This is a genomic window from Candidatus Chryseobacterium colombiense (assembly GCA_029203185.1).
GTDB classification, from domain to species: Bacteria; Bacteroidota; Bacteroidia; order Flavobacteriales; family Weeksellaceae; genus Chryseobacterium; species Chryseobacterium colombiense.
The window spans coordinates 1,156,946-1,180,877 of record CP119310.1 but is presented as its reverse complement, the minus strand read 5'-3'; the positions used below and the strand labels follow the sequence as shown (position 1 = coordinate 1,180,877).

Annotated in this window: 17 protein-coding genes; 12 read left to right on the top strand and 5 right to left on the bottom strand. The window is 34.2% G+C overall.

Annotation, left to right across the window (positions count from 1 at the left end; translation table 11 throughout):
- The first annotated feature begins 40 nt into the window (after positions 1–40).
- Together dacB and P0Y62_05155 are read left to right on the top strand one after the other, a co-directional pair.
- Positions 41–1,414: a D-alanyl-D-alanine carboxypeptidase/D-alanyl-D-alanine-endopeptidase gene (gene dacB, locus P0Y62_05160; GenBank protein WEK70945.1), complete on the top strand. Its 1,374-nt coding sequence runs from the start codon at positions 41–43 to the stop codon at positions 1,412–1,414.
- Between the two features lie 6 nt (positions 1,415–1,420).
- Positions 1,421–2,593, top strand: coding sequence for a HAMP domain-containing sensor histidine kinase (locus tag P0Y62_05155; protein ID WEK70944.1), 1,173 nt, complete (start codon positions 1,421–1,423; stop codon positions 2,591–2,593).
- A 156-nt stretch (positions 2,594–2,749) separates the two neighbouring features.
- On the opposite strand, the gene P0Y62_05150 is transcribed toward P0Y62_05155, so the two are convergent.
- The 4 genes from P0Y62_05150 to P0Y62_05135 all read right to left on the bottom strand — a co-directional run bounded on the left by P0Y62_05150 (position 2,750) and on the right by P0Y62_05135 (position 8,436).
- Complete coding sequence (locus tag P0Y62_05150) at positions 2,750–4,594, bottom strand: peptidase M61 (GenBank protein ID WEK70943.1); 1,845 nt, start codon at positions 4,592–4,594, stop codon at positions 2,750–2,752.
- A gap of 148 nt (positions 4,595–4,742) precedes the next feature.
- Positions 4,743–6,371 (bottom strand): M1 family metallopeptidase, encoded by a 1,629-nt coding sequence (locus tag P0Y62_05145; GenBank protein WEK70942.1) that lies wholly within the window; start codon positions 6,369–6,371, stop codon positions 4,743–4,745.
- Positions 6,372–6,581: 210 nt separating this feature from the next.
- Positions 6,582–7,409, bottom strand: coding sequence for a twin-arginine translocase subunit TatC (gene tatC, locus P0Y62_05140; protein WEK70941.1), 828 nt, complete (start codon positions 7,407–7,409; stop codon positions 6,582–6,584).
- Positions 7,410–7,476: 67 nt separating this feature from the next.
- Entirely contained in the window at positions 7,477–8,436 is a 960-nt protein-coding gene (locus P0Y62_05135; GenBank protein ID WEK70940.1) for a KpsF/GutQ family sugar-phosphate isomerase, read from the bottom strand.
- A 158-nt stretch (positions 8,437–8,594) separates the two neighbouring features.
- Here P0Y62_05135 and recQ point away from each other — a divergent pair, with 158 nt between their 5' ends.
- From recQ to P0Y62_05095, 8 genes are all read left to right on the top strand, one after another.
- A complete protein-coding gene (gene recQ / locus P0Y62_05130) occupies positions 8,595–10,799 on the top strand; it encodes a DNA helicase RecQ (GenBank protein WEK70939.1) in 2,205 nt (734 codons plus the stop codon).
- Positions 10,800–10,841: 42 nt separating this feature from the next.
- On the top strand, positions 10,842–11,921 hold the full coding sequence (locus P0Y62_05125) for a glycosyltransferase (GenBank protein WEK70938.1): 1,080 nt from the start codon (positions 10,842–10,844) through the stop codon (positions 11,919–11,921).
- Between the two features lie 74 nt (positions 11,922–11,995).
- A complete protein-coding gene (locus tag P0Y62_05120) occupies positions 11,996–12,340 on the top strand; it encodes a hypothetical protein (GenBank protein WEK70937.1) in 345 nt (114 codons plus the stop codon).
- A gap of 45 nt (positions 12,341–12,385) precedes the next feature.
- Positions 12,386–13,489: a helix-turn-helix domain-containing protein gene (locus tag P0Y62_05115; GenBank protein ID WEK70936.1), complete on the top strand. Its 1,104-nt coding sequence runs from the start codon at positions 12,386–12,388 to the stop codon at positions 13,487–13,489.
- Positions 13,490–13,557: 68 nt separating this feature from the next.
- A complete protein-coding gene (locus P0Y62_05110) occupies positions 13,558–14,214 on the top strand; it encodes a hypothetical protein (GenBank protein WEK70935.1) in 657 nt (218 codons plus the stop codon).
- 113 nt (positions 14,215–14,327) lie between these two features.
- Positions 14,328–15,731 carry a dihydrolipoyl dehydrogenase gene (lpdA, locus tag P0Y62_05105; protein ID WEK70934.1) on the top strand — a complete coding sequence of 468 codons (1,404 nt, stop codon included), beginning with the start codon at positions 14,328–14,330 and terminating at the stop codon, positions 15,729–15,731.
- A 92-nt stretch (positions 15,732–15,823) separates the two neighbouring features.
- Positions 15,824–16,666 carry a DUF4476 domain-containing protein gene (locus tag P0Y62_05100; protein ID WEK70933.1) on the top strand — a complete coding sequence of 281 codons (843 nt, stop codon included), beginning with the start codon at positions 15,824–15,826 and terminating at the stop codon, positions 16,664–16,666.
- Between the two features lie 136 nt (positions 16,667–16,802).
- A complete protein-coding gene (locus P0Y62_05095) occupies positions 16,803–17,627 on the top strand; it encodes a S1-like domain-containing RNA-binding protein (protein WEK70932.1) in 825 nt (274 codons plus the stop codon).
- Positions 17,628–17,679: 52 nt separating this feature from the next.
- Here P0Y62_05095 and P0Y62_05090 read toward each other — a convergent pair whose 3' ends face one another.
- On the bottom strand, positions 17,680–21,708 hold the full coding sequence (locus P0Y62_05090) for a T9SS type B sorting domain-containing protein (GenBank protein WEK70931.1): 4,029 nt from the start codon (positions 21,706–21,708) through the stop codon (positions 17,680–17,682).
- 178 nt (positions 21,709–21,886) lie between these two features.
- Between P0Y62_05090 and P0Y62_05085 the strand changes: the two genes are divergently transcribed.
- The gene (locus P0Y62_05085; GenBank protein ID WEK70930.1) at positions 21,887–22,480 is read left to right on the top strand and encodes a TetR/AcrR family transcriptional regulator; all 594 of its coding nucleotides are present in this window, start codon (positions 21,887–21,889) and stop codon (positions 22,478–22,480) included.
- A 94-nt stretch (positions 22,481–22,574) separates the two neighbouring features.
- Positions 22,575–23,927 carry a TolC family protein gene (locus P0Y62_05080; GenBank protein ID WEK70929.1) on the top strand — a complete coding sequence of 451 codons (1,353 nt, stop codon included), beginning with the start codon at positions 22,575–22,577 and terminating at the stop codon, positions 23,925–23,927.
- Positions 23,928–23,932: the final 5 nt, after the last annotated feature.

The window sequence follows — 23,932 nt, the reverse complement described above, 5'->3', positions numbered from 1 at the left end:
ATGAGGTGAAGTATCTCACAAAAAGAAAATAAAAAACGCAATGAAAAAAACATTTGCAGTTCTTACTTTATCAACACAACTTATTTTTGCTCAGGATATTGCCCAAAAGCTGGATAATGCTACAAAAAATCTGATGAATTCTCCAGGAGCAATTGCTTCCAGTCTATCATTTTATGTATCTGATGAAGAAGGGAAACTCATTTATGAATATCAGGGAAATAAAGGCTTTTCTACAGCTTCTACCCAGAAAATATTTACGGCGGCAGCAGCTTTAGAAACATTAGGCAAAGATTACACTTATAAAACAACATCAAGCTATTCCGGAAGTATTTCAGGAGGAAATCTTAACGGTAATCTTTTTATCAGTTCCACCGGAGATCCTACGTTGGGAAGCTGGAGATATGAATCTTTTAAGCCTGAAAATTTTAAAAAGGAACTTCTTGAAGCCATAAAAAATGCCGGAATCACAAAAATTTCGGGCGATTTAATTATTGATGATTCTTATTTTGACCATCAGACGATTCCCGGAGGCTGGCCTTGGGATGATTTAGGAAATTACTATGGAGCCGGGGTATGGAGTGTGAACTGGAGAGAAAATCAGTTTGATGTGAATATCAGCGGAACAGATTTTAAGAACTTTTCTTATCCTTTGGCCGGAATAAAATGGCTGAATGATCTGAAAACAGGCGGAAATTCTGATCAGAGCTTAGTATTTACAGCACCCTATTCCGATGTTGCTGTAATTAACGGTACCTTACCCGCAGGAAAAGTTACGACCGTTTCGGGTTCCGTACCGAATCCGCCTTTGCAGTTGGGAATGGAAGTAAAAGAATGGCTGAAAGAATCAGGGATTGATTTTTCCGGAAAAGTAGTTACCAATGCTCAGCTTGAAATCGAAGGAAAACCAATACAGGTTTCTCCCAAAAATAATATGATTCTTACCTATCAATCCCCTACATTAGATAAAATTGTCTACTGGTTTTTGAGAAAGAGTGTGAATATGTATGGTGAAACTTTAGTTAAAACATTAGGGAAAGAGAAAAAGGGAGATCCCAGTTTTAAAAGTGGAGTGGCTTACCTTAAAGAGTTTTGGAAATCAAAGGGAATTAACGGATATATGATCAATTTTGCAGATGGAAGCGGACTTTCGCCTCAAAATTATGTTTCTGCAAAAGCTGAAGTTCAGGCATTATTGTATACTAAAAAGCAACCTTGGTTTGATGCTTATTATGATGGTTTTCCGGTTCAGGATAACGGTCTTAAAATGAAAAGCGGAACGATGAAGGATACCAAATCTTTTGCAGGTTTTCATACTTCGAAGGGCGGAAAAAAATATGTATTTTCGATTATTATCAACAATTATCAGGGAAGCGGAAGTACAGAGCTTCAAAAAATCCTGAATGTTTTAAAATAGCCTGCTTTGAAAAAGAAATCCATATTTTCCAGATTCAACAACTGGTTTATTTTTTCTCTCATGACGCTGGTCGTTGTGTCTATCGTTATAGCATCAACACTCATCGTAAATTATTTAAAGAAAGAAGAAGTAAAAAGGGTTGATATTTTGGTGAATGCTATCAAATTTCAACAGGAAGTTACGACTCCCAGTCTGGAGGTTCAGGAATTGCTTTTGACGATCTACAGCTCCAATACAACGATTCCGCTCATTATTTTGGATAACAATGATCAGCTTATAGAATATAAGAATTTGCCGCAGGAAATCCATGATAATCCAAACGAAATTATTGCTTTAGCCAAAAAAATGGAAAAAAAATATCCGGCCATTGAAATAAAAATTCTGCACGGAAATAACCAGTTTGTTTATTATGATAATTCAAAAATTCTTAATGATCTTCAGTATTTTCCTTTTCTATTAGGTCTGTTCGTGCTGTCTTACTTTTTGTTTTCATTTTGGTTTCTGAGAACGATCAAGAAAACGGATGAAGGGTATCTTTGGGCAGGATTGGCAAAAGAAACCGCCCATCAGATTGGTACACCTCTTTCTTCCATGATTGGATGGATGGAAATTATGAAGCTTGAAAATCCTGAATCTGAAGGCGTACACGAGATTGAAAAGGATATTGAGCGTTTACGTACGATCTCGGAAAGATTTTCTAAAATAGGTTCTGTTCCGGAGCTCAATGATAAAAACTTTAATGAAACCATTCAGGAAAATTATGATTATCTGAAAACAAGGATTTCTAAAAAAATCAATTTTACGCTGCATCAGCCTACTTATACCATTTGGGTTCCGCACAATAAAATACTGATGAGCTGGGTGATCGAAAATCTTGTGAAGAACGCTGTAGACGCAATGAAGGGGCAAGGTAACTTGTTGATGACTGTTTTTGAGAGAAGTAAAAACATTATTGTAGAGGTAAAAGACGACGGAAGCGGAATGACAAAACAGCAGGCCAGAAATGCCTTTAAGCCGGGATATTCTACTAAAAAACGCGGTTGGGGATTGGGATTGTCATTAGCTAAAAGAGTGATTCAGGAATACCATAACGGAGATATCAAAATTGTTCAGACAGAAGTAGGAAAGGGAACTACTTTCAGGATTACGATCAGGAAAATTGAAGGGGAAAAAGTTTAAATGTTTATTAAACTGTTGCAAAGGAAATTTTTTATTCAAAAAGAGCGAAGCGCATTGAAGAGTGAGATTCCTCGATTCCTCGGAATGACAATTTTAGAGATTTAATGTTTCAATTATTTATAAATTAAAAAGCGAGGATAATTCCTCGCTTTTCTTTTATTTTTTACCGGTTAACCATTGGTTTTGCAGTTTTTGTTCTTCTGCAGTTGGATTGGCTTTAAACTGGAGATGTTCCATCGTCATTTTATCAAGAATGGCTTTCCCTTTCAATTCCATTTTATTATTATTTCTTAAAATGGTAACTGTAACGTTTTGCCCCTCCTTGATCGTTTTAGAATAATCGATAAATGCCTGTACATTCTGGATATTGATTGTTTTGCCGTCTAATGCAACAATTTCATCTGTAGCTTTGAAACCGATACTTTTTGCAAATGGTGACAATGCTGCACCTTCATCAAATACAAAGGTATTGTTCTTGTCATTATACCCTGTTTGGTTAGGATCTTTGATGAACCAGAAAATAGGTGGAGTTTCCTGTTTTTTAATGTCTACGCCTACCATGCTCAGGTATTTCTCATAAGGAGTGGGTTCGCTTCCTGCAATATATTTGTTGTAGAAATCCTTTACCTGAGGATAGCCTGTAACCGTTACCAGTTCATCAATAAGCTGATCGTCTTTAAACGGTTTGTTTTCTCCGAATCTTTGGGAAAGTTTGCGGATCATATCACGGTAGCCCATTTCTCCGTTAGATAATTTTCTCAACTCAATATCAAGACACATCGCAAGAAGTGCTCCTTTTTCGTAAACGTTTCTGTATTGATCTTTATATTCATCCAGAAGAACATTTTTACTCATTACCGTAAAAGGCATCGTGTCGTTATAGTTCTTAGAGTTTGCGATTTTCTCACTCATTCTTTGAAGGAACTCATCTTTAGTAATCAATCCTTCTTGGATCTGGAATAAGTTGGCAAAATATTCAGTTCCTCCTTCATACATCCACAAATGCTGAGACATTTTAGGATCTGCATAGTCAAAATAATGGATTTCTTCAGAATGTGTTTTTAAAGGATTTACCGTATGGAAAAATTCATGGGAAACCACATCTGTAATGGTTTTATCAATTGCTTCTTTAGGCATCATTTCCGGCAATACAACGCTGGTGGACTCATGATGTTCCAATGCTCCGAAACCTTTGATTTGCGGTCCGTCTCCACCAGAAAGATAAAGCATGATCGCATATTTTTTATTGGTGTTCATATCACCCAAAAATTTCTTCTGGGCAACAACCATTTTTTCTAAATTATCCTTAAAATCTGCTGCTTTGTATTTTCCTGTCGGAGAATAAACTCCTAACACAAGATCCATTCCTCCGGCGTTGAACGTGATGTAGTCCGGTTTGGTATACATTAATGGAGAATCGGTTACTTTCGCATAATTTGCTAAGGTAAACGTATCCGTAGATTCAGATTTATCCTGATCCACCAAAGCTGTTGTTCCGTAAAAATCTGTTGGTTTCTGAATGATCAACTGATAAGGTACATCTTGCATATTATCAATATATCCGATAAAACCGTGGGTGTTGATCAGATAAACCTTTCCTTCTTCAATATCCGTTCCTGAAGGAGAAAAAACGGCTTTATGCTTTGCCGTATTCATTTCATCATCAAAGCTGTCATTGACCAGATAAGTGATTTTGCTTAAATTCTGAGCATTTTTAAGAGAGTAGGTATTATCATTAACTTTTGTAAAAGCTATTTCCTTTCCTTTATTATCAAAAAACTTGATGCCCTCTACAAATCTCCCATAATCGTCTACAGAATAAGTTCCTGGTACAGTCTTGGGAAAATGGAATTTCACATCTCCCGATTTCATTTTCGGGAATTCCATCGTTACGGCAACTTTATCATTTTTTACATTGACAAGATCAATGGTTGTCTTAATTGATTGGGCATTAAGCCAGAAAGTGGCTAAAATTCCTAAACTAAGTGCAAATTTTTTCATTGAGTTTAAATTATAGTTAAATAGTTGTTTTTTTTATGAATTTGTTACGAAGAGATGTATTAAATTTTTCTTAAAACTAATCATAAAGGCTAAATGATAAAAAAGAAGAGCAAACGTCTAATTTTGCTCCCTTTTATTCTCGTTATGACTAAGCTTTTATATAATTGATGTAATACGCGTTATTGAACTCCACAGGAGTTTCTTTCTTCAGCTTTACAGTCTGCCATTCTTCTGTAGGATTAATGGTTTGTTCTCCATCAATTCTTATAGGAAGTTTAAAGTTTTTAACCACGTTTGTATAACGGAATTTCAAAGTATTTCCATTTTGAGAATACTCTAGTGTCGGAATCTTTGTTGTTCTTAAATATTGATTAAATACACTTGAAAAATCAATTCCTGACTTTTTTGAAATGTAATTTTCAATTTCTTCAGTAGTGACTGTTTTATGGTAAAAGTCTTTATTTAAGCCTCTTAAAATCTGTCTGAATTTTTCATCATTATCAATCACCTGTCGAATGGTATGGATCATACTGGCTCCTTTATAATACATATCTCCGCTCCCTTCATTTCTTACCCCGTATTTCCCGATGATCGGAATATCATTTTCTATGCTTTTTCGAATTCCTACAGCATAGAGGTCTGCCGATTTTTTATCCATATACTTTTCGGTAAAAAGAACCTCGGAATACATCGTGAAACCTTCATGAACCCACATATCTGCCTGATCTTTTGCAGTAATATTATTCGCAAACCATTCATGTCCGCTTTCGTGAATGATGATATAATCCCAGTTGAGTCCGACTCCTGTTCCTGAAAGATCATTTCCTAAATATCCGTTGAGGTACTGGTTTCCATAAGCTACATTGCTTTGGTGCTCCATTCCCAAATAAGGAGAATCTACCAGTTTGTAAGAATCCTCATAAAAAGGATAGGCTCCAAACCAATATTCAAAAGCAGAGAGCATCGGTTTTACCTGCTGAAACTGTTTTTTTGCTTTCTCCAAATTATAATCCAAAACCCAGTAATCAAGATCAAGTTTTCCTTTTTCTCCGTTGAATGTATCTTTAAAATTCACATACTTTCCAATATTCGGAATGATAGAATAGGCATTGATCGGATTTTTTACTTCCCAGGTATACGTGGTTTTATCCCCGACAGTTTTTGTGTTGATTAGCCTTCCGTTTCCTACGCCCACCAGATCTTTTGGAGTGATAATTTTCATAACAACACCATTGTCGGGTTCGTCACTCCAGATATCTTTTGTAGGCAACCAGATGGAAGCACCAATTCCTTCATCAGCGACACTCATCCAGGGATTTCCGTTCTGGTCGTTAGTAAAAACCCATCCTCCGTCCCAGGGTGCATGTTTGGCAATAGTAGGATTTCCTGAGTATGCGATGTCAATTGTATATTTTTCTCCTTTTTTAAAGGTTTTTTTTGCTTTAACCCAGATAAAATCACCTTCCTGTTTATATTCTGAGATCGGGAAAGTTCCTGTTACTTTATCCGCCTTCATAGGTTGCTGCAAATCAATTTGAAACGTTGGATTGATTACGTCTTTAATAATTTCAAAACTGATGGTATTGTTTCCTTTGATGCTTTTCTGAGCAAAATCAGGTTCAACAGATAAATCATATTTCTTTGCATCCCAAAAGTTTCGGAATATGGTATTTGAGCCTTTTAAAGTATCCTGTTTCGTGAAAGTTTTATCTTTCTCAAAGAATTGTCCAAATACAAGTCCCGAAGCAAATAAAAGGGTGTATGTCAGTTTTTTCATTTGAAATTAAATTAATGATCAAAAATAAATAATTAATCGATTCTAAATTTAGAAAGTCTAAATTATCGGATTTCTTTGATTAGACGAAAGAAGTAAAATTTTGTTACTTCTCATACATAAAAATTGTTCCAAAAACTTCAGACTGAAAATTCAGGTATAAAAAATCCCGCAGAATGTCTGCGGGAATATATTTTGAATAAAATTTTACAATTATTTCTGAATTGCCGGAAGATTCTCTTCACGCTTTTGTACTTTTTTGTAAGTATAAGAGCACATCACAATACTAAATTCATATAATAATAGTAGTGGCAATGCAGCCATTATCATACTTAAAACATCAGCTGGAGTAATGATTGCGGCTACTACCATAATCAAAACAATAGCATGTCTGCGGTAAGTTTTCATAAACATAGGGTTTAAAATCCCGATTGATGTAAGGAAATAGATAAGGATCGGAAATAAGAAAATTACCCCCATCCCTAAAACAACCTGTAAGAACAATGTAGTATAATCGCTCAGATCATAAAGCGGAACGATAATATCTGAAATCTTGAAAATAACTCCGAAGTTAACTGCAAAAGGAAGAATTAAAAAATATCCGCATAAAACCCCTGTCATAAAAAGAATCCAGACAGAATTGATGATAAGGATCGAGTTTTTTCTTTCTTTAGGATGTAACGCAGGACCGATAAATCTCCAAAGTTCCCAGACAATATAAGGAAATGCAGCCACCATTCCTCCAAAAATAGAAACCGCCATCATGACATTAAATTGCTGATAAAGTTTACTTACACGGACAGGAAATTCTTTGGGAAGATGAATGCTGTTTTCGCCCAAGATCATTTGGGAAAAGTGATTAACAACCCTAAAAGTTAAAAAATCATTTCGGGTAGGACCAAAAAAGATATGATCCATAATCCAATTGATGTTAAAGCCGACAATAAAAGCCGCAATGATAATCGCAATAATCGAGCGGATAAGATGACCTCTTAATTCTCCAATATGCCCAAGGAAGGACATGTCTTTAGCATCACTCACAGAATAATATTTTTAAGGTTTCAAATTTATGAAATATTTAAAGAAGTTCTGATCTATAAATTAGAAGTTAATTTATCCCTTCATCCAAAAGTTTATGCAGATCGATAATTCCGAAATATTTTCCGTTTTCCGTTACAACAAGCTGCCCGATATTATTTTCTTTTAAAATTTTCATAGCATCTTTTGCCAGCGCTGTTCTTTCAATGGTTTTAGGTCGGGCAGACATAATATCTTTGGCCAATACTTTAGAGATGTCGTCTCCTTTCATCAACATTCTTCTCAAATCTCCGTCTGTAATTACTCCGATAATTTCATCTTCGTTAGTAACCACAGTGATTCCGTGTCTCGAGCTGCTGATCGAAATAATGACATCTTTGATTGTATCATTTTCTGTAACCTGTGGTTTTTGGGAAGAAAGGAAATCATTGACTTTTGAAATCAGATTTTTACCTAAGCTTCCTCCTGGATGGAATTTTGCAAAATCATTCGCTCGGAAATCATTAATTTCCATTAAAGAAACGGCTAAAGCATCTCCAAGAGCCATTTGTAATGTGGTAGAACTCGTAGGAGCCAGTTTATTCGGACAGGCTTCCAAATCTACATGCGTGTTTAAAATAATGTCGGAGAATTCTGCCAGTTTACTGTTTTTGTTTCCGGTCATTCCGATCAGTGCAGAAGAATAATCTTTTAAATAAGGAACAAGATTCACAATTTCAGGTGAATTTCCGGATTGTGAAATACATAATACAATATCCTGCTTTTGGATCACCCCCAAATCACCATGAATAGCTTCTGAAGCATGAAGAAACTGAGACGGAGTACCCGTAGAATTTAAAGTGGCAACGATTTTATTTCCAACATGGGCCGATTTTCCGATTCCTACTACGATTAATTTTCCTTGTGCAGAATGTATAATTTCCACAGCTCTTACAAAATCTTCATCAAGTCTGTTTTTTAGTTTTTCAAGTTCTGAAATCTCAATTTCTAAAGTACTTTTTGCTATCGAAATGATATTGGCTTTTTCCATTTTACTTTTATAGGGTATACAAAAAATCTCTTAAAAAATGTTATATTTTAAAAAGAATATTTAATATAAGTTTTATTTTTAATAAATTCGTTCACTTTTATTTTAAGCGAAAAATTCATAACTTTGGGTTACATGCAAATTTAGCAATAGAAAATTAGATGAGCGCAAAAAAAGCCAATTTATCAGGCGAATTGAAAAAATATTTCGGGTTTTCTACTTTTAAAGGGCAGCAAGAGCAAATTATAGAAAACCTGTTGAATGGGAAGGATATATTTGTGTTGATGCCTACAGGAGGTGGAAAGTCCTTATGTTATCAGCTTCCGGCACTTATTTCGGAAGGCACGGCAATCGTAGTTTCGCCGTTAATAGCGTTAATGAAAAATCAGGTAGATGCAGTCAACGGACTTTCATCTGATGATGGAGTAGCCCATGTTCTCAATTCATCTTTAAACAAGACGCAGACCAAACAGGTTTTTGATGATATTAAAAGCGGTAAAACTAAACTTCTTTATGTAGCTCCCGAATCTTTAATTAAAGAGGATTATTTGGACTTTTTGAAAGACGTGAAAATTTCTTTCTTTGCTATTGACGAAGCCCACTGTATTTCAGAATGGGGACATGATTTCAGACCGGAATACCGAAATTTGAAATCTATTATCGATAAAATTGCAGATGTTCCTGTGATTGCTTTAACTGCTACTGCAACGCCTAAGGTTCAGGATGATATCCAAAAAACTTTAGGGATGAGTAATGCTTTGGTTTTTAAAGAAAGTTTTAACAGACCGAATCTTTATTATGAAGTACAGCCAAAAGTAAATGTAGATAAGGAAATTGTCAGATTTATTAATCAGCACAAAGGAAAATCAGGAATTGTTTACTGTTTAAGCCGAAGAAAAGTGGAAGAGTTTGCTCAGCTTTTACAGGTGAACGGAATCAATGCTTTACCTTATCATGCCGGTCTTGATCAGAAGATAAGAGTAGCCAATCAGGACAAATTCCTGATGGAAGAAGTGGATGTGATTGTGGCTACAATTGCATTTGGAATGGGAATCGATAAACCGGATGTCCGTTTTGTGATTCATTATGATTTCCCGAAATCGTTGGAAAGTTATTATCAGGAAACAGGACGTGCAGGAAGAGATGGTGGAGAAGGACATTGTCTGGCGTTCTATGATCCGAAAGATATTGAAAAGTTAGAAAAATTCTTAGCGCAAAAACCTGTTTCTGAAAGAGAAATTGGGTTACAGCTTTTAAATGAAGTCGTAGGTTATGCCGAAACTTCAATGAGCAGAAGACAATATATTCTGTATTATTTTGGTGAAAACTTTGATCCGATTAACGGGGACGGAGCCAAAATGTGTGATAATTCATCAAATCCACCGAAGCTGAAAGATGCTACAGACGACTTGAAAAAAGTTCTGGAGCTTATTAAAGATACCGGAGAAAAATTCAAATCTAAAGATCTGATTTCTGTGATTGTCGGAAAAGAAACGGCAGTGACAAAATCTTATAAATTGGAGCAGAGTTCTTATTTCGGTTTTGGAAAACAAGAAAAGGATAACCACTGGAAAACCATTCTGAGACAGGCAACCGTTCAGAATTTCTTACAGAAGGATATTGAGACCTATGGCGTTTTAAAGATTGCCGAAAAAGGTAAACTGGTATTGGAAGGAAAATTGGAACATTCATTCCTGATTGCAGAAGACAGAGAATTCGATTTAACTCAGACTAAAGCAGAAAGTGACCAGATTCAGCAGCAATCCGGAGGTGGATTGGATCAGAATTTATTTACTTTATTAAAAGATTTAAGAAAAAAAGTAGCCAAAAAACACGGAATTCCACCATATACTGTATTCATGGATCCAAGTTTGGAAGATATGACGGTTCAGTATCCGGTTACGGTTGAAGAGATTACAAAAATTTATGGAGTAGGTGAAGGAAAGGCCAAAAAATATGGTAAAGAATTCGCGGATTTTATCAGTAAATATGTAGAAGACAACAATATCGAACGTACTCAGGATATGGTATTGAAACAGGTGGCAAACAAATCAAGTCATAAGGTTTTCATTATCCAGAGTACCGATAAAAAAATTGATCTAGAAGATATTGCAAGAGCCAAAAATCTTTCGATGGATGAATTGTTGAAGGAAATGGAGCGTATTGTTTATCAGGGAACTAAGTTAAATATTGATTATTATATTGAAGACAATTTTGATGAAGATATTGTAGATGGCTTCATGGAGTTCATGAACGAATCTGAAAGCGATAGTATGAAGGTTTTATTAGATGAATTCGGAGATGAACTTTCTGATGAAGAAGTGAGAATGTTGAGAATAAAATTTATTAGTGACGTTGCTAACTAAAAATATAACCTTGCCTGATTATAGGTGAGGTTTTTTGATATAATGAAAAAGATTTCTGTCATATTTATTCTGCCGGATTTAGAAACCGGAGGTGCGGAAAGAATCATTACCACCATTGCGAACCATCTTTCCAGAGATAAGTTCGAACCGAAAATATTGCTTTTGCGCAAACAAGGCGGATATCTTCATTTGGTGAGAAAAGATATTGAAATTATTGATTTAGATACAGAACGAATCCGACATTCATTAAAGCCTATTTTAGGTGAGATCTACCGAAGAAAGCCGGATATTGTATTTTCAGGTTTTGGAGAAGTAAATGCTTATTTGTCACTGTTTGTTAAGCTTTTTCCCAGAACAAAGTTTATTGCAAGAGAAACGAATGTAGTTTCCCATCATGTTACCCGAAAAGAAATAAAATTCTTTTACAGCTTTTATAATAACTATCAGAAAATTATTGCGCAAAGTGATGATATGAAAAAGGATCTGATTGATAATTTCAATGTAAAAGAAAAGAAAATCATTAAAATAAACAATCCTGTCGATTTTGATTTTATTGAAGAAAAACTGGCTCTTTCAGACAAGCCGGAGTGTTTCAAGTACAATTATAAAAACGTTGTAGCTATTGGGAATTTATCAGAAAGAAAAGGTTTTGATAATCTTCTGAAAGTATTTTCCAGACTCAAAAGCGAAAATATTTTATTGCATATTCTTGGAGATGGAAAAGACAGGGAAATTCTCCATCAGATGAGAGACTTTTTAGACTTAAAGAAAGTTATTTTTCACGGAAGACAGGAGAATCCTTATCAGTTTCTGAAATATGCAGATCTGTTTATTCTTTCTTCGAGATATGAAGGTTTCCCAAATGTTTTATTGGAAGCAGGAGCATGCGGAACGTATTCTTTGGTTAATAACTGTCCGGGAGGAATCAATGAAATTATTCAAAACGGCATTAACGGGGAAATTTCGGATATTGAAAATTATGATGATTTTTCACAAAAAATTATTCAGGTCTTACATGAAAGTTATGATAGTAATTCTATTAAAAACTCAATAAAATCAAGATTTTCCAAAGAAATTATTCTGGATAAATATGAAAAGGTTTTGTTGGATTTAATGAAATAGAAATCACTGTATTTGCGCTGTAGAGTCTTATTTTCTTACATTTGAGGCATTATTTTATGTAAATCGATCACTCAATGAATAAAATTCAGAAATTAGGATGCGCTTGTGAAAAACCGACCTCAAATTATACAGAATACAGAAGTTCTGAATTGGGTATAGATCATACGAACGGAAGATATGGAGAAGTGACGATTCAGCAGTGCAAACTTTGTCAAAGAATTTGGATTCATTATTTCGTTGAATATGAACATTATTCTAAATCAGGAAGATGGTACAAAGGAATTGTTTCTAAAAAAGATCGCCCGAACATTACACCGGAAAATGCAGTAGAATTTCTTGAAAGCCTTGATTGGTACGTATATGGTGGTTCTTTTTTTGAGAGCATGGGAGAATTTGGACAAGGAAAGCTTAATCTATAGCTAATTTAAATGCCTAAATATCAATATAAAATGTTTTGAGACTATATGATAATTGAAAGCATTGCTTTTTCGGGAATCATGATTGCATTGTTATGCATTTTTCTGGTATTTTCGAAAAACAAAAAGACATCTTCTGACAAGTATTTGGTGGTATGGATGATCGTTTCTTGCTTCAATCTGTTATATTATCTTTTTTCTTCTGAGATTCCGGCTCGGCTCCAGATTTTGTGTTTTACAATTCCTGTCTTAAGTATTGGAATGCTGTATCTTTATATTATTTCCATTACATTTACTATTGATTTTAAGATAAAATATATCGTAAAGCATTCCCTGCTTTATATTTTTTACACCATTGTACTATATTGTATTTCTGATTTTTATCTCCAAATAAATTTCAAAAACAGTATTCCTTATTTTTCACAACATGAAAATGGAGTATTACTTAATGTATTGACTTTCCCAATGGCAATAATTCCGGTAATATACATTGTACTGTGTTTTTTAGCCTTGAGAGAATATCAAAAAATACTTCTGGAATATTATTCAGCCTTGGAAAAGATCAGTTTGAACTGGTTGCAGTATATTTTGGCTTCCCTGATCTTTCTTTTTATCATTGTTTTGGCAATGATCAGCTTTAGAAATGATATTTTTAATGTTACTTCCGTAAAAATATTTGTTATTGTTGCAGCTGTTCAGAGTCTGTATTTATTTTGCATTGTATTTTTTAGTCTAAGACAGAGTATTATCTATCATCCGGTCGTTTTAGAGAAAAAAGTAAAGATAATAGAGAAGGAAACTGTTCAGTCGGAAGAATTTTCTGAAATTTCTCAAAAACTGCTGGTCTTCATGCAGGAAAATAAACCTTATTTGGATGAAGAACTGAGTTTACAGAAATTATCTTCATTAATGAATATTTCGACGCATCAGCTTTCTCAGATCATTAATCAGAATCTGAATACCAATTTTTACAAATTCGTGAATTCTTACAGAATAGAAGAGGTAAAAAACAAACTCAGCAATCCTGATTTTTCAAAATATTCCATCCTCGGAATTGCATTTGAATCCGGTTTTAATTCCAAATCGACTTTTAACAAAATCTTCAAAGAAGAAACCGGAAAAACGCCTTCTGAATACAAAAAATCTGTATAAAATAGGTCCGGATCTATCATTTAGGACGACTGATGACCGATTTTCGATCACTTTTGTCGCTAAAAACTATGAACACAATTTTTCATTCGGTAAACATTATCATTCACATCATTGCAGGAAGTATTGCTCTGATTTTAGGATTTATTATCTTATTCAAACCAAAAGGAACGGTATGGCATAAGAAAGCGGGGAAGATTTTTACTTTTGCTATGATTTTCGTTATTATCACGGGTATCTTAGGTGTTGTTATTTTTAAGCGTAATCTGTTTCTTCTTGTTATTACTCTTTTGGCGGGCTATAACACGTATTCAGGATTTCGGATTGTGAAAGAAAAATCTAATGTGTTTTACTGGAAAGATGTATTGGTGATGATTATTTCGGTTCTTACAACTTTGTTTTTTTTATATTATTTACAATCTGTAGGATTTTACTGGAATTCGGTAGTTATCTATTCCGCAGTTGGATATTTGTTTATGGTGATAGGATACGATATTTTTCGGTATTATATTCCTCAATCGAAATACGGAAAGCTTTGGCTGTATGAACACCTGGCTAAAATGATGAGCGCATTAGGAGGTTTGTTCTCTGCATTTGTCGGAACCATTTTACCTGATTATAAACCGTACAGTCAGATTTTGCCTTCCTTATTAATGACTTTATTGATTGTTTTTTTTATTATTAAAACTGGTGTTGACAATCGCGGAAAAATAAGAAACTCAAAATAAAAACTTTGAATTCATTGTTGAAAAATTGATAAATCTCACTTTCTCACGTGGTAATTAATCGTTAAATTTGTAAGAAGTAAGAAAGTTAATAATAAACAAATTCATAAAATAACATGAGTCAATTCGATGTTACCGTAATCGGTTCTGGTCCTGGTGGTTATGTTGCTGCAATCCGTGCTGCACAATTAGGTTTTACAACAGCAATTATTGAAAAATATCCTACTTTGGGAGGAACTTGCCTTAATGTTGGATGTATTCCGTCAAAAGCGCTTTTGGATAGTTCTGAGCATTTTGAGAATGCAAAACACAATTTTGCAGGTCACGGAATCATTATCAATGAACCTCAGGCTGATATCGCAAGAATGATCGAGCGTAAAAATGAGGTGATCAAGCAAAATACAGACGGAATCAGCTATCTGATGAACAAAAACAAAATCACTGTTTTTGAAGGGGTGGGAAGCTTCGAATCTGCTACTCAGATTAAAGTAACGAAAAACGACGGTTCTACGGAAACGATCGAATCTAAATATACCATTATTGCAACAGGTTCTAAGCCATCTACTTTGCCTTTCATCACTTTAGATAAAGAAAGAGTAATCACTTCTACAGAAGCTTTAAATCTTAAGGAAATTCCTAAGCATTTGGTCGTAATCGGTGGAGGTGTTATCGGTCTTGAATTAGGTTCAGTTTATTTAAGATTAGGAGCTCAGGTAACTGTTGTTGAATTTATGGATAAGATCATCCCTGGAATGGATGGAGCTTTAAGCAAGGAATTAACTAAAGTTCTTAAAAAACAAGGTATGAAATTCATGCTTTCTACAGCGGTTTCTGCGGTTGAAAGAAACGGAGATACGGTAAAAATCACTGCTAAAGATAAAAAAGGAGAAGAAGTAAGTGTTGAAGGAGATTATTGTTTAGTTTCTGTAGGGAGAAAGCCTTATACCGAAGGTCTTGGATTAGAGAAAGCCGGTGTTGAGCTTGATGAAAGAGGAAGAGTAAAGGTAAACGATCATCTTCAGACTAATGTTGCTAATATCTATGCAATCGGAGATGTGATTAAAGGGGCTATGTTGGCTCACAAAGCTGAAGAAGAAGGAGTTTTCGTTGCTGAAACTTTAGCCGGACAAAAACCTCACGTTAATTATAATTTAATTCCTGGAGTTGTTTACACTTGGCCAGAAGTTGCGGGAGTAGGTAAAACTGAGGAGCAGCTAAAAGAAGAAGGAGTAGCTTACAAAGTGGGATCTTTCCCGATGAGAGCTTTGGGAAGAAGCCGTGCAAGTGGAGATGTTGATGGTTTGGTTAAAATTATTGCAGACGAAAAAACTGACGAAGTGTTAGGAATGCATATCGTAGGAGCAAGAGCAGCTGATCTTATTGCAGAAGGTGTAATTGCTATGGAATTCCGTGCAAGTGCAGAAGATATTGCAAGAAGTTCTCACGCACACCCAACGTATGCTGAGGCAATTAAAGAAGCGGCTTTGGATGCTACGGCGAAAAGACCAATTCATATGTAATTGAAAAATAATCATATATAAAAAAAGAGAAACCATACTATGGTTTCTCTTTTTTTTGGCATAAAAGTAGCGATAGAGTTTAAAAAAGGTTTATGAAAAATATATTTATAGGTTTATTGCTTCTTACAGGAACATTTTCATTTGCACAAGAAGCAGGAAAGACAGGTGAGCTTTTAAAAAATGAAGCCTCAAAAACTGAGATAGAATCATCATCTAATCTCCCAAGAATTGAGGAAAGGACGGGCAATAACTCTGGATTTAGAAATCAAAATAGAAATAACAGTTCCGCAATTAAAAATCCAAGCTATCAATGGAATAATGAATATGGTTATTCTGAAGTTTTTCTTAGAATCCCGGAGCAGGGGATATTTAGTGTAGAATTAGGCGATCAGTTTATGGCTAACAATTCCGGGAAATTTAGATTTTTTGATTTGCCATCGGGAAGAATTCCGATTTCTATTTATGAAAATGGCTATTTATTATACAGAACAACTTTAAATGTCCGTAATAACAGCAGATTAGTCCTTGATTTTTTTACCAATAAAGGGTTGTATCTGTTGGATTCTTATCCCGTTCAAAATCAGTCTTATGGTTTTAATAATTGGAACGATGTCTGGAATAATCCTTATGGAAATCAGGGCAATAATTGGAATAACGGAGGAAATTATGCTAATGTGATGGATAACAATTCTTTCAGTGATTTTCTTTTTATGCTTCAGAAAAATGCAAGATTTGACGACGACAGACTTTCTATGATACGACAACAGATGCGTACAACAATGTTTACATCTCTACAGATTCAGACTTTGGTGAAAGAAATGAGTTTTGATAAAAATAAATTGTCTTTGGCAAAATCCATATTTAATAATTGTGTTGATAAACATAAATATTTTATCGTTTGTGATGCGTTTGATTTTGAAAGCAGTAAAAGATAATTAATGGATTTTGTTTCAAATTCCTAAAGTAGAGTGAAGAGAGATGAGATTGTAATCCTTCTATTTTTATGATATGATTTTCAGTTTTGCAATTTCCTTTTATATTTCCGTACCTTTGTGAGCTAATTTATCATACATGCAACCCGGAAAAACTCAGACTTTAAAAATTTCAGACAAAAACAATTCAGGATGGATCCTAACAGATGATACTGGTGAAAAAGCCTTTTTACCTAAAATTTTTGTTCAGGATGAAAAAGAAATTGGTGATGAAATGGAAGTTTTCGTTTATCAAGACGATCATAAACTGAAAGCAACTACGGAAATTCCTTTGGCTGAAGTGGGAGAGTTTGCAGTAATGAGCTGTGTACAAAGTTTGCCAAGTGGCGCTTTTATGGATTGGGGAATTATCAAAGACTTATTTATTCCTTACAAACAGCAAAAAACTAAAATTATTGATGGTAAAAGATATTTGGTTTACCTTTATGTAGATGAAGATCTGGATTTAATTACAGGAACGACAAAATTTAAAAGAAATCCGCAGTATCAGGACTTACCTTTCAAAAAAGGAGATAAAGTTGATTTGATGATGATGAATGAAAGTGAATTGGGCTGGAATGTGGTGATCAATAAAAAATATATTGGATTAATCTACAGTTCGGACGTTTTCAAAAAATTATACCCTTTGTCTGAAGAATCAGGTTATATCAAAGAAATCAGAGAAGATGGGAAAATAGATGTTTCTTTACAACCTCAAGGTTTTGAAAATATTGATGAGTTTAAAAAGAAAATTTTAGACAAATTAGAAGAAAACTACGGACTGCTTTACCTTTCAGATAAATCCACTCCGGAAGAGATTAAAGATGAAATTCAGATGAGTAAAAAGAACTTTAAAAAAGCGATTGGAGGGCTTTATAAAGATAAGATTATTGATATTGAAGAAGATAAAATTAAATTACTTTAGCCAGCTATTGTAAAAATAAAAAAAACGAGCAGAAATTTCTGCTCGCTTTTTGTTATTCCCTGTTCTTAATAAGTACCCAACCATTATAAATTCTACCATCAGAAACTTTTATGATGTACCAGTAGGTTCCTGTCGGAAGTTGATTTCCATTTTGTTTTCCATCCCATATTAAAGGCTTTTTAGTAATTGTTTCCTTGAAAACCAGAAGACCTTTTCGGTCATAAACACTTACTTCGGATCCTGAATAATTCTCTAATCCTGCGATTTTCCATTTATCATTATACCCATCTCCGTTTGGAGTAAAAGTATTAGGTATGTTGAAAATAGAGAAAGGTTTTTGGCCAATAATACATCCTTCTTTTGTTCTTACATACACTATATATTCTCCCATACTCAAGTTCGAGAAAATATTGGAATCTTGCCAAGCTGAATTGTTCAGTGAATATTCAAAATTTCCTGTTGCTGAAAGAATGACGGTTGCTGTATTATTGGAGATATTAACCGAAACAATCTCAGGTAAAATTGTATAGCTTACCAGAGTATTGTCTGTATCCTGACATCCGAAATTATTAGTTACGGTTACTGAATAATTTCCAGGCGTAGAAACTGTTATTGTCTGGGTTGTTGCTCCGGTATTCCATACATAGGATGTGTATCCACTTCCTGCATCTAAAACAATACTTTTCCCTTTACAGAAATCTATTTTTTCAGGAAGATTCAGTTCTGGTTTAGGATTGAGTGTTATACTTAATCTTACAATTTTAAAACACCCGTCCGGAGTGGAAACTTTTACAAAAACTCCATTCTGTCCAATATTTAAAATGTAGTTTGACGGATTTGAAATTACATTTCCTGCAGTATCTGTATAAGTAAATATATAAGCTGCTGGATTGGCAATAATGTTACCTTGATAGGATGTCAAATCCACAACCATTGAATTTCCTGTTGTGGTATTGCATAAAGTTACAGAATATGCATTTGCCGGGACATTGTTGTTGGAAAGAGTCACAGAAATTGTCAGTTTTTCCGATTCACAATTATTCAATGTCTGAGTTACAAAATAGGTAGTACCATGAACCAATGGAGTTGTTAATGGTAGTATATTTCCAGCGGCATCGTAGAATTGTAAAGCAGTTCCGGAAACGATTAGGTTAGCTAATTTTGGAGCTGCTGAAGAACAAAAATCTTGAGCTGTATTTCCTGCAGGCTTAGGAGTTTCATTTATCGTTACCTGAATAGATACCTTATTACTTTCACATCCATTGATGGTTTGTGAAGCATAGTAAGTTTGTCCATTTACTAAAGCTGTTGTTGGGGTTAAAATATTTCCAGCCGCATCATACCATTTTATATTTTGCCCGGTAATTTGAAGGTCTGAAACTTTTGGATTATTGGTTTTACAAAATACTTGTTGTGCATTTATGGTAGTTGGGAGTGCAGGAGCGGTTACAATTACAGTTTGATTTTGTGTTGCTGTATTTCCGTTTCCATCATTATAAGTCCAATGAATAATATAAGTTCCGGGAAGAGAATATGACAATGGATCTGTTGTTGTTGCGTTGATGGCTCCTGCACAATTATCCGTGGCGGTAGGAATAGTTGAAATTGTAGTGTGACAATCTCCTGTAATATCCGGAAGAGTTGTTGTATTGGGAACAGGGGGAGTGTTGTCTCCAACGACTACGTTTACACTGAAAGTTCCGTCACAAGCGCCCGATCCTGTGATTTGACATGTGTAGGTTCCCGCATTAGCTATCGTAGCATTTTGGATTATTGGATTTTGCTGGTTAGATGTAAATCCGTTTGGACCTGTCCAACTGTACATCGTACCACCAGAAGCATTTAATTGTATGTTTGAATTGATACAAACGGGAGAGTTTGATGTTGCTGAAATTCCAGCAGCACAATCATAGAATTTTGCGAAATTATTATTTATCTGTGCACCTCCCAAAATGTATATATTATTTGCTCGAGCATAAATAGAATTGATTGTAAGATAATAATAGGTACCCCAAGTTTGATTTCCTGTAGTGTTAAATTTAGTAAAAAAGCCGGAATAATATCCTCCATTATTAGTGGGAAGGAAAGCGTTTGTTGTAGCTATATTGATATTGTTTGAGGTTCTTCCACCAAACAAAATATTATTATTGTCATCTATAGAAATACAATATGAAACATCATCATCAACGTTAATATTTGTTGTTGCTCCAAAATATGTACCCCAGATTTGCGTTCCATTTGGATTAAATTTTGTGAGGTATATGTCGTTTCCTGTTTGGCCTGTATAGGCAGGCTGATGAGTTCCTGAAGTTGCAATTTTTTCTTGTGCATTAGTATTACCTAATAAAATAATATTTCCATCTTGATCTATTTTCAAATCCGAAACTCTAGAAAAGCCTTCATTCATATTATGTAAAATTCCATACCAATTACGTCCTCCATAATAAGTTCCCCATTGAAATTGAAAATTACTGTTTAATTTCCCTAAATATGTATTTCCTTCACCAATAATATTCTGCTGATGAGTTCCTGTTGTACCGGGTCCGCTAGTGTTATAATTTCTGTAGACATCTCCTGTTAAATATATATTACCTGAAGTATCCCGATCGATTTTTTTAATACCTTCTCTTAAATTGAAGTACGATCCGTAAAGCTGTTGGCCACTGGCAGAAAACTTAGCTATAAATGATGTTCCGTTTAAAATGTTTGAATTAGTAGGTATTTCAGCATTTGGAGTAGCGATGCCATCATTTCCTAAAGCTAAACCAGCTAATATTAAGTTTTCATTTGAATCTAAAACAATAGAGTTAATACTATCTCCATTATTCCCCCCGAAATACGTGCCCCAAATTCTAATTCCATTGTCATTGAATTTCATAATGAAACCATCAGTATTATCCATCGGATAATATTGGCTCACAAATGAAGAGTTAGTTTTGTGTGCACCTGGGGTTGTAATCGTGTTTGTTCCGTTTGTAGTATCTCTAGCATGACCAATTGCATAGATTTCATTATTTGAATTGACTACAATATCTTTTAGCATATTTGTACTGTCTCCATTATAATTATAATGATGATTTCCAATAAAAACACCCCATATTTTATTTCCTGAAGGATCAAACTTAGACACATAACCGTAGTTTTGTGAATAAGAATCCATAATCGTATAAGTATCTGTTGCAAAATTGTACTTTGCAATAGTAGTAAAACTGGTGTAAACTTCTTGGTTGTTATTTGCAAAAACCCTATAGTAGCTATTTGATTGGTAGACCCAATTGGGTAGATTTTTTATCCAAAGTGGAGTTGGGACGGGATCTATTATTAAAACTTTGTCATAATTATCTTTGCTTCCAATGAATCCATAAGTGTTGTCCTCAATCTGCCTGAATTTTATTTCTGTTTCTATCTTTGAGCTCTCATTAATTATCCAAGATTGAGGAATGTTTTCCTGCATTTCTCCAAAGCGGAGGTTCATTACAATTTTATCATCTTTTAGGTGGGTTTTTATACCATTAAATTTTAATTTAATGTCAGAAACTCTTCCTCCTGGATGAATAATAAAGTTATATTCAATTGGTTTCAATGTATCTTGTGGCTTGAAAAATACAAGATCAATATTGTTGTAAATATTTTTGTATGTAACTTTTTTATATCTATGAACATTAAGAACCCCTGAAGGTTTATCAGGAATTGTATAAAAATTTTCATAGTCAGGAGATTTTCCTTCGGCAATAATTTCAGAGTTATTATTTGAATGAAGCAATTCAATATCGACTCTGTGAAATTTGTATTTGAATTTTTTTTCTGATTCAGGTGTTGCTAATTTCAATTTTGCAGGATTATTTTGAGCGACCTCTTCTACTTGATATACATCATAAGAAAACCCGTTTTTCTTCAATTGAACATTTAAACCATTTGATAAAAATAAGTATTGAACATTTTTATTTTCCTTACCATCTTGATTTAAAATCTGTCCTTTATTTTCATAAAAATAATATTCATTATTCTTTTGAAGATTTTTCTGTCCAGACAAAAAAGCACAGCTAATTATTGAAAAAAGAAATAAAATTTTTTTCATCATTACTAATTTTTCGGCAAATATAATGAAACAGGACATTTTTAGGGATGAATAAATCATTAATCCATGATTTGAGTTTCAAAATATGATGCAAATCATACAATTTTGTTTAATTTTTATGTTTAACAATTTTGTCAAAACATTTGATTGATTTATATTTGCACAAAATTGTTTAACAATAATGTCAAATCAAGCCAAAAAAGACCAAACACAAGAATTGATCAAAGAGACAACGAAGAACTTATTCTTTGTGAAAGGGAAGTTTGATGCCACTACTCAGGAAATTGCTGATGCAGCAGGTGTTAACAGAACGCTTATTAATTATTATTTCCGTTCCAGAGATAATCTAATTCAGATCATTTTTGATGAAGCGCAAAAAGTGGAAAAGGAAAAATCTGAAATAATAATGAATTCTGATCTGCCTTTTAAAGAAAAGATAGGTCAGTTTATTGAAGGAAGCTTATCCACAAGCCTCCAGTATCCATACTTGGAAACTTATATCGTATCACAGATCAATAAAGGAAATTGTCATAAAAGAGATATAGAAGAAGATGAACTGAATAAGTTATATAAAGATATAGAACAGGAAATGGAAAGGGGAGCCATTGAAAAAATGAAGCCTATTCAGTTTGTTCTCAATATGATTTCATTATTGGTTTTTCCAAGTGCTGTAAGACCTTTATTGATGGAGAATTTAATGATCAGTGATAAAGAATTTGATAAGATTATTTCTGAGAGAAAGGAGATTATTTTGAATATGTTATTTAAAAATTAAGAAATGTTAAAGTATTTTAAGAAATGATTCGTCCTTTAGAAATAAAAACCTTGAAGATAGTAATTACATTAAAAAAATAAACGAGTATAAAATTATGAAAAGAAATTGTATCACTGCAAGAAAGCTAAAAATTGGGATAGCAGCTGCATGTATGATTTTCGGTTTTTCATCAGTATCTGCACAGCAGCAGATCTCTCTTCAGGAGGCCATAAAACAGGCTCTTCAGAACAAGACAGAGGCAAAAAAAGCTGCTTTACAGATCAAAAAGGCCGAATATAAGATTGATGAAGCTAAAGCCGGTGCTTTGCCGCAGATAAGTGCTACAGCCGGGGTGACTTATAATCCGATTATACAAGAGTCATTATTGGAATTTGGAGGAGAAAAGATCAGAGCGCAGTTTGGGCAGCCATGGAATTCTACGGCTTCTGTACAGCTTCAGCAGGCGATTTTTGACCAGAGAGTATTTACAGGTTTAAAAGCAGCAAAGTCAACAAGAGAGTTCTATATTCTGAATGCTCAGCTAACGAATGAACAATTGATTGAAAATGTTGCAACAGCTTATTATCAGGTTTTTGTACAGGAGGAAAATCTTAAAACCATTGAAGCCAGCTATGCCAATACGGAGAGAGTAAGAAATGTAATCCAGAGCTTGGTGAAAAACGGATTGGCAAAACCAATAGATTTGGATCGTACGAATGTACAGTTAACTAATATTGGTTCAAACAAGCAGCAGTTAATCAACTCTGTGGAACTTTCAAAAAATGCTTTGAAATTTTATATGGGCATTCCGATCAGTACCGATATCGAACTGGAGGAGAAAACAATTGAGCCAAAACCTGAGTTGATCGCAAGTACAGTAAATCTTGATGAACGTATGGAGCTTAAAGTTTTAAATAAAAACAGAGAGCTTTTGGTTTTCAATAAAAAAGCTACGGAGGCATATCTTTATCCTACAGTAAGCTTAACGGCAAATTACGGATGGGGAGCAAACGGAGCTAAATTCCCACTGACAAATGGTCTTAAAAATGGAGTGCTTTGGAGTGATTATTCTGCGATTGGTTTAAATGTAAGTATCCCGATTTTTACAGGAGGAGCCACAAAAGCTAAAATTAACCAGGCAGAAATTGATATCCAGGATCTTGATCAGGATATTCAAAATACCCAATTGAGTTTAAGCTTAGATTATAAAAATGCTATTTCAAATATGGAAAATGCATTAATCAATATTGAGAGCATGAAAGATAATGTAGGATTGGCAGAAAGAGTTCAGAAAAATACTCAGTCTAACTATCAAAACGGTTTGGCAACACTTACAGAAGTGCTGGATGCAGAAAACGCATTGACTCAGGCTAAGCAAAATTATGCAAACGCTCTGTTGGATTATAAACAGGCCGAAATAAAACTTATTAAAGCAAAAGGAGAATTAAACACACTACAAAACTTATAATAAAC

Excerpts from the sequence above, each read along its gene's own strand:
- dacB (WEK70945.1), top strand. The coding sequence starts at position 41 with ATGAAAAAAACATTTGCAGTTCTTACTTTATCAACACAACTTATTTTT.
- P0Y62_05150 (WEK70943.1), bottom strand. The coding sequence starts at position 4,594 with ATGAAAAAATTTGCACTTAGTTTAGGAATTTTAGCCACTTTCTGGCTT.
- P0Y62_05145 (WEK70942.1), bottom strand. The coding sequence starts at position 6,371 with ATGAAAAAACTGACATACACCCTTTTATTTGCTTCGGGACTTGTATTT.
- P0Y62_05135 (WEK70940.1), bottom strand. The coding sequence starts at position 8,436 with ATGGAAAAAGCCAATATCATTTCGATAGCAAAAAGTACTTTAGAAATT.
- recQ (WEK70939.1), top strand. The coding sequence starts at position 8,595 with ATGAGCGCAAAAAAAGCCAATTTATCAGGCGAATTGAAAAAATATTTC.
- P0Y62_05125 (WEK70938.1), top strand. The coding sequence starts at position 10,842 with ATGAAAAAGATTTCTGTCATATTTATTCTGCCGGATTTAGAAACCGGA.
- P0Y62_05120 (WEK70937.1), top strand. The coding sequence starts at position 11,996 with ATGAATAAAATTCAGAAATTAGGATGCGCTTGTGAAAAACCGACCTCA.
- P0Y62_05115 (WEK70936.1), top strand. The coding sequence starts at position 12,386 with ATGATAATTGAAAGCATTGCTTTTTCGGGAATCATGATTGCATTGTTA.
- P0Y62_05110 (WEK70935.1), top strand. The coding sequence starts at position 13,558 with ATGAACACAATTTTTCATTCGGTAAACATTATCATTCACATCATTGCA.
- lpdA (WEK70934.1), top strand. The coding sequence starts at position 14,328 with ATGAGTCAATTCGATGTTACCGTAATCGGTTCTGGTCCTGGTGGTTAT.
- P0Y62_05100 (WEK70933.1), top strand. The coding sequence starts at position 15,824 with ATGAAAAATATATTTATAGGTTTATTGCTTCTTACAGGAACATTTTCA.
- P0Y62_05095 (WEK70932.1), top strand. The coding sequence starts at position 16,803 with ATGCAACCCGGAAAAACTCAGACTTTAAAAATTTCAGACAAAAACAAT.
- P0Y62_05090 (WEK70931.1), bottom strand. The coding sequence starts at position 21,708 with ATGATGAAAAAAATTTTATTTCTTTTTTCAATAATTAGCTGTGCTTTT.
- P0Y62_05085 (WEK70930.1), top strand. The coding sequence starts at position 21,887 with ATGTCAAATCAAGCCAAAAAAGACCAAACACAAGAATTGATCAAAGAG.
- P0Y62_05080 (WEK70929.1), top strand. The coding sequence starts at position 22,575 with ATGAAAAGAAATTGTATCACTGCAAGAAAGCTAAAAATTGGGATAGCA.